The 12,546-nt window shown below is 70.5% G+C and carries 14 protein-coding genes; 7 read left to right on the top strand and 7 right to left on the bottom strand.

The features are described 5' to 3' along the window. Nucleotides 1–31 precede the first annotated feature (31 nt). The 4 genes from ABT294_RS10110 to ABT294_RS10125 form a co-directional block, all read right to left on the bottom strand. Nucleotides 32–2,131: a (Fe-S)-binding protein gene (locus tag ABT294_RS10110; RefSeq protein ID WP_350804866.1), complete on the bottom strand. Its 2,100-nt coding sequence runs from the start codon at nt 2,129–2,131 to the stop codon at nt 32–34. A gap of 123 nt (nt 2,132–2,254) precedes the next feature. Beyond that, on the bottom strand, nt 2,255–2,836 hold the full coding sequence (locus ABT294_RS10115; protein WP_350804867.1) for a TetR/AcrR family transcriptional regulator: 582 nt from the start codon (nt 2,834–2,836) through the stop codon (nt 2,255–2,257). Further along, on the bottom strand, nt 2,833–3,603 hold the full coding sequence (locus ABT294_RS10120) for a class I SAM-dependent methyltransferase (RefSeq protein WP_350804868.1): 771 nt from the start codon (nt 3,601–3,603) through the stop codon (nt 2,833–2,835). The genes ABT294_RS10115 and ABT294_RS10120 overlap by 4 nt, the downstream gene beginning before the upstream one ends. Continuing rightward, on the bottom strand, nt 3,600–4,409 hold the full coding sequence (locus ABT294_RS10125) for a sugar phosphate isomerase/epimerase family protein (RefSeq protein WP_350804870.1): 810 nt from the start codon (nt 4,407–4,409) through the stop codon (nt 3,600–3,602). The genes ABT294_RS10120 and ABT294_RS10125 overlap by 4 nt, the downstream gene beginning before the upstream one ends. Nucleotides 4,410–4,513: 104 nt before the next feature. Here ABT294_RS10125 and ABT294_RS10130 point away from each other — a divergent pair, with 104 nt between their 5' ends. From ABT294_RS10130 to disA, 5 genes are all read left to right on the top strand, one after another. Continuing rightward, entirely contained in the window at nt 4,514–5,212 is a 699-nt protein-coding gene (locus ABT294_RS10130) for a class I SAM-dependent methyltransferase (RefSeq protein WP_350804872.1), read from the top strand. Between the two features lie 42 nt (nt 5,213–5,254). Beyond that, complete coding sequence (locus ABT294_RS10135; protein ID WP_350804873.1) at nt 5,255–5,629, top strand: MerR family transcriptional regulator; 375 nt, start codon at nt 5,255–5,257, stop codon at nt 5,627–5,629. Continuing rightward, on the top strand, nt 5,626–5,931 hold the full coding sequence (trxA, locus tag ABT294_RS10140; RefSeq protein WP_350804875.1) for a thioredoxin: 306 nt from the start codon (nt 5,626–5,628) through the stop codon (nt 5,929–5,931). Before ABT294_RS10135 ends, trxA begins: the two co-directional genes overlap by 4 nt. Nucleotides 5,932–6,147: 216 nt before the next feature. Further along, nucleotides 6,148–7,554: a DNA repair protein RadA gene (gene radA / locus ABT294_RS10145; protein ID WP_350804877.1), complete on the top strand. Its 1,407-nt coding sequence runs from the start codon at nt 6,148–6,150 to the stop codon at nt 7,552–7,554. Nucleotides 7,555–7,595: 41 nt separating this feature from the next. Next, nucleotides 7,596–8,675, top strand: coding sequence for a DNA integrity scanning diadenylate cyclase DisA (disA, locus tag ABT294_RS10150; protein ID WP_350804878.1), 1,080 nt, complete (start codon nt 7,596–7,598; stop codon nt 8,673–8,675). A 180-nt stretch (nt 8,676–8,855) separates the two neighbouring features. Here disA and ABT294_RS10155 read toward each other — a convergent pair whose 3' ends face one another. Then, complete coding sequence (locus ABT294_RS10155; RefSeq protein ID WP_350804879.1) at nt 8,856–9,407, bottom strand: TetR/AcrR family transcriptional regulator; 552 nt, start codon at nt 9,405–9,407, stop codon at nt 8,856–8,858. A 119-nt stretch (nt 9,408–9,526) separates the two neighbouring features. Then, nucleotides 9,527–10,225, bottom strand: coding sequence for a hypothetical protein (locus tag ABT294_RS10160; protein ID WP_350804880.1), 699 nt, complete (start codon nt 10,223–10,225; stop codon nt 9,527–9,529). Nucleotides 10,226–10,345: 120 nt separating this feature from the next. Here ABT294_RS10160 and ABT294_RS10165 point away from each other — a divergent pair, with 120 nt between their 5' ends. Then, nucleotides 10,346–11,221 carry an iron-sulfur binding domain-containing protein gene (locus ABT294_RS10165; RefSeq protein WP_350804882.1) on the top strand — a complete coding sequence of 292 codons (876 nt, stop codon included), beginning with the start codon at nt 10,346–10,348 and terminating at the stop codon, nt 11,219–11,221. 387 nt (nt 11,222–11,608) lie between these two features. Here the strand turns inward: ABT294_RS10165 and ABT294_RS10170 are convergent, their stop codons facing one another. Beyond that, complete coding sequence (locus ABT294_RS10170) at nt 11,609–11,986, bottom strand: cupin domain-containing protein (RefSeq protein ID WP_350804883.1); 378 nt, start codon at nt 11,984–11,986, stop codon at nt 11,609–11,611. Nucleotides 11,987–12,045: 59 nt separating this feature from the next. Between ABT294_RS10170 and ABT294_RS10175 the strand changes: the two genes are divergently transcribed. Beyond that, nucleotides 12,046–12,516 carry a MarR family winged helix-turn-helix transcriptional regulator gene (locus tag ABT294_RS10175; RefSeq protein WP_350804885.1) on the top strand — a complete coding sequence of 157 codons (471 nt, stop codon included), beginning with the start codon at nt 12,046–12,048 and terminating at the stop codon, nt 12,514–12,516. Nucleotides 12,517–12,546: the final 30 nt, after the last annotated feature.

Genomic DNA, 12,546 nt, shown 5'->3' on the forward strand with positions numbered 1-12,546 from the left:
AACCCCTGTCAAGGATGCGGTGATCTCCCGGTCAGGACGCCCCCTTGACCGATTTGATCAAGAGCTGGGCCACGTCCACGACCTCCAGCGACTCCTTGGCCTCACCGCTGTTCTTCTTCTCGTTGATGGCGTCGCCGAGCATCACCATGCAGAACGGGCAGGCGGTGGAGACGGTGTCGGGGTTGGTGGTCAGCGCCTCGTCCACGCGCTCGGTGTTGATGCGCTTGCCGATGCGCTCCTCCATCCACATGCGCGCGCCTCCGGCGCCGCAGCAGAAGCCGCGGTCCTTGTGCCGGTGCATCTCCTGGGTCTGGACTCCGGGCACCTTCGCCATGATGTCGCGCGGCTGGGAGTAGACCTTGTTGTGGCGGCCGAGGAAGCACGGGTCGTGGTAGGTGATCTTCTCCTCGATCGGCGTGACCGGGGTGAGCAGCCCCTCGTCGACCAGCTTGGCCAGCAGCTGCGTGTGGTGCACCACCTCGAACGTGCCGCCGAGCTGCGGGTACTCGTTGGCCAGCGTGTTGAAGCAGTGCGGGCAGGTGGCGACGATCTTCTTGACGCCCGCCTCGGTCAGCGTCTCGATGTTCTGCTGGGCGAGCATGTTGAACAGGTACTCCATGCCCAGGCGGCGGGCCGGGTCGCCGGTGCACGCCTCCATCGGGCCGAGCACCGCGAACTTGACGCCCGCGATGTGCAGCAGCTCGGCCACCGCCTTGGTGGTCTTCTTGGCGCGGTCCTCCAGCGCGCCGGCGCAGCCGACCCAGAAGAGGTACTCGGCGTCCTCGGGCATCTTGTCCTCGACGAGCTCGACCTCGAAATCGAGCTCCTCGATCCAGTCGGCCCGCTTCATCTCGGACATGCCCCACGGGTTGCCCTTGTTCTCCAGGTTCTTCACCATCACCCCCGCCTCGGACGGGAACGACGACTCGACCATCACCTGGTAACGCCGCATGTCGAGGATGTGGTCGATGTGCTCGATGTCCACCGGGCACTGCTCGACACAGGCGCCGCAGTTGGTGCACGACCACAGGACGTCCGGGTGGATCACGCCCTCCTCACCGACCAGCGGCTTCTCCAGCAGCGCGAGCACGTCGGTGTCGGCGTGCTCGGTGGACGCCGCCATCAGGTACGGAGCCACCTTGAAGGCGTGGTCGCGCTGGTCGAGGATGAGCATCTTCGGCGACAGCGGCTTGTCGGTGTTCCAGGCCGGGCACTGCGACTGGCAGCGGCCGCACTCGGTGCAGGAGTAGAAGTCGAGGAAGCCCTTCCAGGTGGTGTCGCCGATCTTGCCGCGGCCCAGCCGCTCCGGGTCGAGGTCCTCGTCCTCGAAGTCGACGGGCTTGCCGTCGACGCGCAGCTCGGGCGCGGCGCCCAGCCCGTCGGGGCGGCGGGAGAAGAGCACGTTCAGCGGCGCGGTGAAGATGTGCAGGTGCTTGGAGTTCACCACGATGACCAGGAACACCAGCATGAAGCCGATGTGCAGGAGCAGCGCGATCTCCTCCAGCAGCGTGCTGTCCGGCAGCACGTCGCCGAGCGCCAGCGAGACGAACGCGCCGGAGGAGTACGGGAAGTTGCCGTTGGCCGCCGACGCGCCGCGGGCCAGGAAGAGCGTCCAGATGATGTTGAAGATCATGAACAGGACGAGCCAGGCGCCGCCCAGGTGCGAGCCGGAGAAGCGGGACTCGCGGCCCAGCGTCTTGGGCGAGTTCTTGACCCGGATGACGGCGAACGCGACCAGGCCCAGCAGACAGGCGACCGCGATGAAGTCCTGTAGGAAGCCGAGCACCGCCCAGGTGCCGATCAGCGGGATGTGGAAGTCCGGCACACCGGTGATCGCACCCTGGATGATCGCGCCGTACGCCTCGATGTAGACGGTCAGCAGGATGAAGAACGCCCACATGACGAAGAAGTGCGCGGTTCCCGACGGGGTCCACTTGAGCAGCTTCTTCTGGCCGAACACCTCGACGAGCTGCGCCTTGACCTCGTCGCCCACGTGCGCCTTCGCGTACTCGAGGCGCTCGGGCGCAGGCGGGCCCACGGTCGCGAGCCTGAACAGGAACAGCGCCCTGCGGCCCGCGACGGCCACTGCCAGGACGGTCATGATGAGCCCGATGATGGCCACCCAGAGCACGGGGTCCTCCCACAGACGACGTTGGCTGCCAGCGTACGGTGGCGCCGCCGGCCAGGCCTCCCCGGAAGGGTACCCGCGAGTAACATTTCCGGGGTAATACGTCCTAGTCTAGAGAACAATGCTCTAGACGGCGAAGTACCTCTGGATGGTCGGCGCCAGCAGTTCCACCAGTTCCTCCGGATCGGCGCTGGCCAGGGGCTCGAGCCTGAGCACGTACCGGCTCATGATCACGCCGAACATCTGCGCGAACGCCGCCTCCACGCGCAGGTGCGGGACACCCAGCGAGTCGGCCACCCGGTACAGCAGCGCGTTCGTGATGAACTCCCTGAACATCGTGACGGCCTGGTCGTTCGTCATGGCCGAGCGGATGAGAGCGATCATCGGCTCGCGCGTCTCCGGCTCGGCGGTCACCTCCAGCAGCATCCGGACCAGCCGCTCGCCGATGGCCTCGGGCGGCCCGTCGAGCAGCATCGGGATGACCTGCTCGGGATTCACCGGTAGCGCCATCGCCGCCGCGAACATGCCCTCCTTGGTGTCGAAGTAGTGGTGCACCAGCGCCGGGTCGACCTTCGCCTCCCTGGCGATGCCCCGGACCGTCGCCTTGTCGAACCCCTTCTCGGCGAAGACCCGCCTGGCCGCGGTGAGGATCTCGCCCCGGGTGTCGGCGGCCCCGGGCCTGCGCCCTGGGCGGCGCTTCACGGTCACCTGCCCACCGCCAGGTAGACCCGCATCGGCACCGACAGCACGCCCTCGGGGAAGGCCCTGGTCAGCGCCGCACGCTGCCGCCCGACCAGATCGTCGGCGGCCTCCCGCGGCAGCGCCGCCATGTAGGAGTGCGAGCGCAGGTCGAGCAGGAAGTCCTCGACGCCGACGAACCTCGTCCAGGGGATCCAGCGCTCCTCGACCACCTCGAAGGCGGCGGCGATCGGCGGCGGCGACCACTTCTCCGCAGCGGGCCCCCAGTACGTCGGCAACTCCCGCGCCAGCAGCTCCTCGAAGTCGGCCAGCCAGCCGGCCGAGGCGGCGTCGGAGAAGTTCCAGCAGCCCGCGATCGCGCCACCGGGACGCAGCACCCGCCGGGCCTCGGCGATCGACTCGGCCGGGTCGAGCCAGTGCCACGACTGCGCGTAGCAGACCAGGTCGGCCGTCGCGCCGGCCAGGGGCAGCGCGTCGCCGTCGCCCCGGACCGCCGCCACCGCGGCAGCGGGCTCGTCCAGACGGGAGACCAGGTGGGCCAGCATCTCCGCCCCAGGTTCCACCGCCACCACCCGGGCGCCGCGCGCCCGCAGGGCGCGCGTCAGGATGCCCGTGCCCGCCCCGACGTCCACCGCCGTCGCGCCCTCGAACCGGACGCCCGACACCTCCGACAGCGCCGTGAACAGCTCGTCGGGGTAGGAGGGACGGGCGGCGTCGTAGGCGTCGGCGACGCTGTCGAACACCCTGCCGAGCTCGCGCATCGGCCCCACGTTCATGAGGACGCCGCCAGATACAGGCGGGCGAAGGCCAGCGCCTCGGCCAGGTCGTCGATGCGCTCCGTGCGGCTGGCGGCCTTACGCGTGTTGATCTCCAGCACGACCAGCCCGCTGTAGCCGTTGCCTGCCAGCCGCTCCAGCATGGGCGCGCACGGCTGGTTGCCCCTGCCGGGAACGAGGTGCTCGTCCTTGTTCGTCGTGCCTACGCCGTCGGCCAGGTGCAGGTGGGCGAGGCGGTCGCCGAGCTTGGTGGCCATCTCCATCGCGTCGGAGCCCGACACCGCCGTGTGCGACAGGTCGAGCGTGACGTGCGGGAAGTCGTAGTCGATCGGGTTCCAGTCGGGAGCGTACGGCACCACGTCGTTGCCCCTCGCCCGCAGCGGGAACATGTTCTCCACCGCGAACGTGACATCGGTCTCATCGCGCATCCGCGCGAGCCCCGTCTCGAACTCGCGGGCGTAGTCGCGCTGCCAGCGGAACGGCGGGTGCACCACGACGGTCGAGGCCCCGAGCCGCTCCGCCGCCTGCTGCGCTCTGACCAGCTTGGCCCACGGATCGCGCCCCCAGACCCGCTGGGTCACCAGCAGGCAGGGCGCGTGGATGGCCAGCACGGGAACCTGGTAGTGCTCGGAAAGCCGCTCGATCACGTCGATGTCCTGGCTCACGGGGTCGGCGCCGACCATGATCTCGACGCCGTCGTAACCCAGGCGCGCTGCCAGTTCGAACGCGTCGGGAGTGCGTTCGGGATATACCGAGGCGGTGGACAATGCGATCTTCGCATTGGGCACGCGGATGACATCAGCCACGTTGCCAGCCTAAGCCGGAGAAGCCGATCTGGCGCGCGAGCCCTTTGGTGAGCCGCCTCCAGCGGCTGGCCATAGGTAGCGGGGTCTGCACCTACCGTTGTGACATGCCCCGTATTGCCAGAGGCGCGATACCCAGCCCCAACATCTGGAACACGCCGCAGATCTACGAGTTGGAGAACCGCGCCGCCGACCCCGACGGTGTCGCCGACGCCGCCATGCGCGTGCTGCGCCCGTGGGACGGCGGGACCGTCCTCGACATCGGCTGCGGCACCGGCTACCACCTGCCCGGCTACGCCGCCGACGCGTCCAGGGTGATCGGTGTCGAACCGCACCACGACCTGGCGGCGCTCGCCCGCCGCCGCTGCGCGGGGCTGACGGGCGTCGAGGTGCACGCCGCCACCGCGCAGGACCTCCCGCTGGCCGACGCCTCGGTGGACGTCGCCGTCGCGCGCTGGGCGTACTTCTTCGGCCCCGGGTGCGAGCCCGGCCTGCGCGAGCTGTCGCGCGTGGTGCGGCGGGGCGGCACGGCCTTCGTCATCGACCTCGACGCCACCCGGGGCTCCTTCGGCCGCTGGTTCTCCCGTACCGTGCCCACCTACTCGGCGTCCAAGGTGGAGGCCTTCTGGGACCGTCACGGCTGGCAGCGGCAGCCGCTCGACCTGCGGATGGCCTTCGAGCGCCGGGCCGACCTGGAAGCCGTCCTGCGCATCGAGTTCGCGCCCGAGGTGGCGGAGCAGGCCATCGCCGAGACACCCGGCCTGGAACTGCCCTACCCCAACGTGCTGCGCTGGCGCCACTACTGAGGCCTTGACCTTGACGTCGGTGTCAACGTTTACCGTGGTTGCATGCGCATCGGAGAGCTGGCCGAACGGGCGGGGGTGAGCACCCGCTCGCTCCGCTACTACGAGCAGCACGGGCTGCTCACCGCCCGCAGGGGGCCCAACGGATACCGCGAGTACGCCGAGGAGGACGTCAGGCTGGTGTCCGAGATCCGCGCGCTGCTGGCCGTGGGGTTCACCCTTGAGGACACCCGGCCGTTCGTCGACTGCCTCCGCGCCGGGCACAGCTCCGGCGGGGTGTGCCGCGAGTCCGTGCTGGTCTACCGGCGCAAGCTGGCCGAGATCGACGACGAGATCCGCGTCCTGCTCGCCAGGCGGGCCGAGGTGGCCGCCCAGCTCGCGGAGTCCTGCCCGGGCTGTTTCGTAAGGGGAGAGAAATGATCACGCTGACGACGGAGAACTTCGAGGAGCAGGTCCTCAGGAGCGACAAGCCGGTGCTCGTCGACTTCTGGGCGGAGTGGTGCGGCCCCTGCCGGATGGTCGCGCCGGTGCTGGCCGAGATCGAGGCCGAACACGGCCTGACGATCGGCAAGCTCAACAGCGACGAGAACCCCGAGATCTCGGCCCGCTACGGCGTCATGGGCCTGCCGACGATGCTGCTGTTCGAGAACGGCGAGCCGGTGAAGCAGATCGTGGGGGCCAAGCCCAAGCGCATGATCGTCTCCGAACTGGGCCTCGCCTGACCCTTCCGAGGGCCCACCGAACCGCCCCCGCGTGACCTACGACCCCGCACGCCCCATGTAGCCCGCACCCCCGCACGCCTGTGTGAGCACGCCTGTGTGAGCACGACCCCGCAGGACCGCGTGTGAGCCACGACCCCGCGCAGCCGCCGCCCCGAGGTTGCCGGCGCGGGCCGGGTCTTGCGGAGATTGTCGGCCGGGGCCGCTAGCCTGCTCGGCATGGCCAAGACAGCGCAGAAGCCCGGTTACCGCTGTGCCGAGTGCGGGTGGCGCACCACGAAGTGGGTGGGGCGGTGCGGCGAGTGCCAGGCGTGGGGCACGGTCGACGAGGAGGGGGCGCGCGCCGGGGTCAACGTGGTCCAGGCCGGTGCCACCAGCGCGCCGGCGGTGCCGATCGGCCAGGTCAAGGCCGAAGTGGCGATCGCGCGCACCACCGGCGTGAGCGAGCTCGACCGGGTCCTCGGCGGCGGGCTGGTGCCCGGCGCGGTGGTGCTGCTCGCGGGCGAGCCCGGCATCGGGAAGTCGACCCTCCTGCTGGAGGCGGCGGCGCGCATCGCCGAGCGCGACACCGTCCTGTACGTGACGGGCGAGGAGTCGACGGCGCAGGTACGGTTGCGGGCCGACCGCATCGGGGCCATCCGGGACCACCTGTACCTGGCGGCCGAGACCGAGCTGTCGGCTCTGGTGACACACGTGGAGAAGGTCCAGCCGAAGCTGCTCGTCGTCGACTCGGTGCAGACGATCGGCTCGGCGCAGGCGACCGGCGTGCCCGGCGGGGTGACCCAGGTGCGCGAGGTGGCCGCCAACCTGGTGCGGCTGGCCAAGGAGCGCAACATGGCGACCGTGCTCGTCGGCCACGTCACCAAGGAAGGCTCGATCGCCGGCCCGCGCACGCTGGAGCACCTGGTCGACGTCGTGCTCAACTTCGAGGGCGACCGTCACTCCCCGCTGCGGATGGTGCGGGCGATCAAGAACAGGTTCGGCCCCACCGACGAGGTGGGCTGCTTCGACCTGCACGAACGCGGCATCGAAGGCATCACCGATCCGAGCGGGCTGTTCGTGTCGCGGCGCAGCGAGCCGGTGCCGGGCACCTGCGTGACCGTCACCGTCGAGGGCACCCGGCCGCTGCCCGCCGAGGTGCAGGCGCTGGTCGCCCGCACGGAGGCGCAGCAGCCCAGGCGCACGTCGTCCGGGCTCGACACGTATCGGGTGCAGATGATCCTCGCGGTGCTGGAACGCAGGCTCAACGCCAAGCTGGGCGGCTGCGACGTGTTCACCGCGACCGTCGGCGGCATCAAGCTGGCCGATCCGGCGGTCGACCTGTCGGTGATGCTGGCGGTGGCCAGCGCCGCCGGCGACAAGCCGCTGCCCTCGGGGCTGGTGGCGCTCGGCGAGGTGGGGCTGGCGGGCGAGCTGCGCCCGGTCAAGGACGTCCGGCGGCGGCTGAGCGAGGCCGCCAGGCTGGGGTTCAAGCGCGGGCTGGTGCCCAAGGGATCGCTCGACGAGGGCCCCAGAAAGCGCGGCGGACAGCGGGCTCTGGTGCCCGTCGGCCCGGCCGCGTTCGCACCCGGTTTCGAAGTGGTCGAGGCAGAGAACGTCTGGGACGCGCTCACGCACGTCACATAGCACGGCTAAGCTGGGCCTGACTATTTCGACACGGGGGTCTGGTGCCAAACGACAGGAGTCTTGACGACCGCCGTCGCGAAGCCTTGGCCTCGGTGGCTCCGGGCACTCCACTGCGCGACGGCCTGGAACGGATCCTTCGCGGTCAGACCGGCGGCCTGATCGTGCTCGGCTACAACAACGTCGTGGAAGCGCTCTGCAGCGGCGGTTTCGAGCTCGACGTCGACTTCTCCGCCACCAGGCTGCGCGAGCTGGCCAAGATGGACGGCGCGATCGTGCTCAAGCACGGCGACTACAAGATCGTGCGCGCCGCCGTCCACCTCGTGCCCGACCCCGCGATCGCCACCGACGAGTCGGGCACCCGCCACCGCACGGCGCAGCGGGTCGCCAGGCAGACCGGCCTGCCGATCATCGCGATCAGCAAGTCCATGCGCATCATCGCCCTCTACCTCGACGGCATCCGCTATGTGCTGGAGGAGTCGGCGGCGATCCTGTCCAAGGCCAACCAGGCCCTGGCGACCCTCGAACGGTACAAGCACCGGCTCGACGAGGTCTCGGGCACGCTGTCGGCCCTGGAGATCGAGGATCTGGTCACGGTCCGCGACGTGAGCGCGGTCGTGCAGCGGCTGGAGATGGTCAGACGCATCTCCGACGAGATCAAGGGCTACGTGGTCGAGCTGGGCACCGACGGCCGGCTCCTCTCGCTGCAGCTCGACGAGCTGGTGGCGGGCGTCGACTCCGAGCGCGAGCTGGTGGTGCGCGACTACCTCCCGGCCCCCTCCGGGCGCCGCCAGCGCCGCCTCTCGGAGGCCATGCACGACCTCGACCAGCTGTCGTCCAGCGAGCTGCTGGACCTGTCGGCGGTCGCGCGCGTCCTCGGGCATGGCGAGACCCTCGACGGGCCGGTGAGCCCGCGCGGCTTCCGCCTGCTGGCCAAGGTCCCGCGGCTGCCGGCCACGGTGGTCGACCGGCTGGTCAACCACTTCGGCAACCTGCAGAAGCTGCTGGCGGCCAACATCGACGACCTGCAGGTCGTGGGGGGTGTGGGCGAGTCGAGGGCGCGCAGCGTCCGCGAGGGCCTGTCCCGCCTCGCCGAGTCCTCCATCCTCGAACGGTACGTCTGAAGCCAACCCCCAAGGCAGCGCGCTCTGGCGCTTGATCGCATCATGGGAGGTCCGCCTGGTCCGGCCCTCGTGAGGCCGTCGGCGTGCGCTGTCAGGCCGTCCGAAACGCCCTTATGGTGTCGCTCCCTCTGCCTGTTCGTCCACAGGCTGTGGACAGACGGGTCCGGCGTGCAGGCTGATTCAGGGGCCAAGGACGAGTTCCGCCGTCGCCCGAGCCGCCAGGGCGGGGTGGGCGTCCGGGCGGGTGACAGCGTGGGCGAGCACCCCGTCGACGAGCACGACGAGTTGCTCGGCGCCGAAGCCCGGAGCCGGGTGGCCGTGGCGGGTCAGCTCGGCCGCGAAGAGCTCGTGCAACCCGTCCTTGAAGGCGCGGATCTCCGCGTGGGCGGGGTGGTCCGGGTCCGCGAGGGTGAGTTCGGCCGCGGTGTAGCGGCACCCCCGGAAGGACGGCTGCGTGGTGATCCGCTCCAACTCGTCGAAGACGGCGAGGACGCGGTCGCGCGGGTCGTCGCCGGCGGCGTCCATGACCTGGCGGTAGCCGGTCAGGCTGGCGCTGGTGCGCAGCACCTCGACGATGAGCCCGTCCTTGCCGCCGAAGTGCTGGTAGAGCGAGCGGCGGGCGACATCGGCCTGCTTGAGTATGGCGTCGACGCCGACGTGGACGCCCTGGGCGTAGGTGAGGTCGCGGGCGGCGTCAAGGAGCCGTTCGCGGGGTCCGGGTCTCGTCGTCACCTATCCGATTCTGGCATGAGATTGACGGTAGATCAATCGTTCTATCTAAGAGATGCCTCGGACGCGACGGCTTCGTCGACTTCATCGTGGTGGACGAGGACAGGCCGATCAGGTCGAGCTCAGCGCAGGTGGAAGACGCCCATCGCACTCTTCAGCTTGCCCATCCGCGCCACCGCGACGTACGTGCCCGGCAGGGCGTCGGGCGGCGTGGTGCGACAGTCGGCACTGGAGCGTCGGCGGTCCCAGTCCAGCGAGCGGACGTACGGGACACCCCGCTCCAGCTCCTGCAGCTCGACGCCCGCGCCGCTGACACAGTCGGCCGTGGACCAGATGCGGTCATCGCCCGACGTGATGCGGACCTCCATCGCCCGCGGCCCGACGTCGGCCCTGCACATGACAGGCCCGGTGTTGACCAGAGTGACCAGGAAGTTGGGCAGGTCGGCTCCGGCGTAGACGTCCTGCTTGCCCTGCATGCTCAGCACCAGGTCGCGCTCGTTGCACGGCTCGCCCGCCCGCTTGCCGTGCGCCGCCGCCGCGCCCTTCTTCGAGGCCGGCGAAGCCGACGCCGACGCGGACGGCGATGGCGACGGCGACGGGCTGGCGGTGCCCATGGCCAGCGTGCGCAGCCCGGCGAGCAGAGGATCTGGCGTGGGAGAGGCGCTGGCCGAGGACTGCGCGCTCGACCGCTGCGGCCCGGCGGCCCGGGTGGAGCACGCCCACGCCACGACCGCGACCACCACAAGCACCGCGACGAGCACGCTCATACGCCGTCGCCAGTAGACGTCGCCGCCGTCGCCACGCATCGTATCCGGATCCATAGTTACAGCATGGTAATTCATCGACCACGGAGCGTGACGACACGCCGCTGTTGGCCATCTCGACATCGCCGAACCCGGTAAGCGAGCGGCCGAAGGCCGTCTCCGCATACCCTTGGGCCCGTGGTTGAGCCGAACCTCCTACACGAGCCCGTTCTGGAGTGGTACGAGGACAACGCCCGGGACCTTCCCTGGCGCACTCCGTCCGCGACACCCTGGGGAGTGCTGGTCAGCGAGATCATGTTGCAGCAGACCCCGGTCGTCCGCGTCCTGCCCGTCTGGCACGAGTGGATGGAACGCTGGCCGTCCCCCAAGGACCTGGCCGCGGAGCAACCGGGCGAGGCCGTACGGCACTGGGGCCGGCTCGGCTATCCGCGCAGGGCGCTGCGGCTGCACGCGTGCGCACGGGCCATCACCGAGGAGCACGGCGGCGAGGTGCCGTCCGACCACGCGACGCTGCTGAACCTGCCGGGCATCGGCGAGTACACCGCCGCGGCGGTGGCCAGCTTCGCGTACGGCCAGCGGCACGCCGTGCTCGACACCAACGTGCGGCGCGTGTTCGCCAGGGCGGTGCGCGCCGAGGAGTACCCGCCGACGGCGACCTCGGCCGCCGAACGGCGGCTCGCCGAGTCGCTCCTGCCCGAACTCGGCGCCGCCCGCTGGGGGGTGGCCGTCATGGAGCTCGGCGCCCTGGTCTGCACGGCCCGCAGCCCCCGATGCGCCGACTGCCCGATCACGTCCGTCTGCGCCTGGCGCCTCGCGGGCAAACCCCCGCACGCGGGTCCGGCCCGCAAGGGCCAGTCGTACGCGGGCACCGACCGCCAGTGCAGGGGCCGCCTGCTGGCGGTGCTCCGCGCGGCCCACGGCCCGGTGCCGAAGTCCGCGCTGGACGTCGTGTGGGACGATCCGGTGCAGCGCGAACGCGCCCTCGACGGCCTGATCACCGACGGCCTCGCCGAACACCTCGACGACGGCACCTACCGCCTCCCCCACACCTGACCACGCCCCCGGCCCCGCTCACGGCGCGAACCGTCACCGACGTGCCGCAGGGCGTCCCGGGCTGAGTCGAGCAGGGCCATCCCCCTTCTCCGAGGCGACGAGCTTCGGCGGGTCAGCGGGCCCACAACGGGATGCTGCGTTCGGCTCCCTTGGGGGCGAGGTCGCAGGCGTCGGGGTCCGAGGTGCCGTCGGGAGCTCGCTGTCGAAGGCGTGGACGGGCCCCTCCATGCCGGGCTTGGCGTCGACGCGCCAGACAGCCTGCCCGGCGGGGCCCTGGGTGGGTGAGGCGAGGGTGGTCATGACGGCGTTGGGCGTCTCGGTCCTGCGGGCGTCAGCGGACGGAATTGCAGGCATCTGCGTCTCCTCGGTCTGCGGGGGTGAACGGGGTCAGGCGATCCATGACGGCACGCCGTGGTCGGTGCCGTCGGCGGTGACGGCGCGGGCTCCGGCAGGCGCGGTGACGATGGCCGCGTAGCCCGCCTCCGGGTCGGCCAGCACGCGGCGGGTGGCGCCCGCGGGCATCACCACGGTGTCGCCCGGGGTGACGGTGAAGGTCTCCTCGTCCAGGTCGACGGTGGCCGCGCCGTCGATCCACGTCCACACCTGCTCGCTGTCGAAGCTGTGGACGGGGCCGGTCGCGCCGGGCTTGGCGTCCACGCGCCACATCGACCGCGAGGAGCCACCCTGGGTGGGGGACGCGAACGTGGTCATGACGCCGCCCGGAGTCTCTGAGCGGCGCGCCTCGGCATCACGAATGACAGTCATCTCGGAATCCCCTAAGATGGACAACAATGTTGTCCATATAGTTAACCAGGTTGTCTATCGTGTCAAGCGACGCCCCCGGCTTCGAACTGCCGCTCCGCCTCCTGCTCGGGTTCAGGGTGCTCATCGACGAGTTGCACGCCGAGCTGGCCCGCCAGGGCCACCCCGACCTGCGCCCCATGCACGGCTTCGTCATGCAGGCCATCGGCCAGACCGGCACCACCGCCGTCGACCTCGGCCGCACGCTCGGCGTCTCGAAACAGGCGGCGGGCAAGACGATCGAGTCCCTGGAACGGCTCGGCTACGTGGAACGCACCGTGGACCCGCAGGACACGCGGCGCAAGATCGTCCGGCTGACCGGGCGCGGCGTCGACGCCCTCGTCCGGTCGGCTCACATCTTCGAGGATCTCCGCAGCCACTGGGCCGACCAACTGGGCGCGGACCGCCTGAGGGCCATGGAGTCCGACCTCCGCAAGGTCACCCCACCGGACCTCTTCCGCCTCGACACCCCCGGCTGGTTCGGCACCCTGTAACGCTCAGGCGGCCAACCGAGGGGGCCAGCC

Source organism: Nonomuraea sp. NPDC000554 (genome assembly GCF_040300065.1).
In the GTDB taxonomy this organism is placed as follows: Bacteria; Actinomycetota; Actinomycetes; order Streptosporangiales; family Streptosporangiaceae; genus Nonomuraea.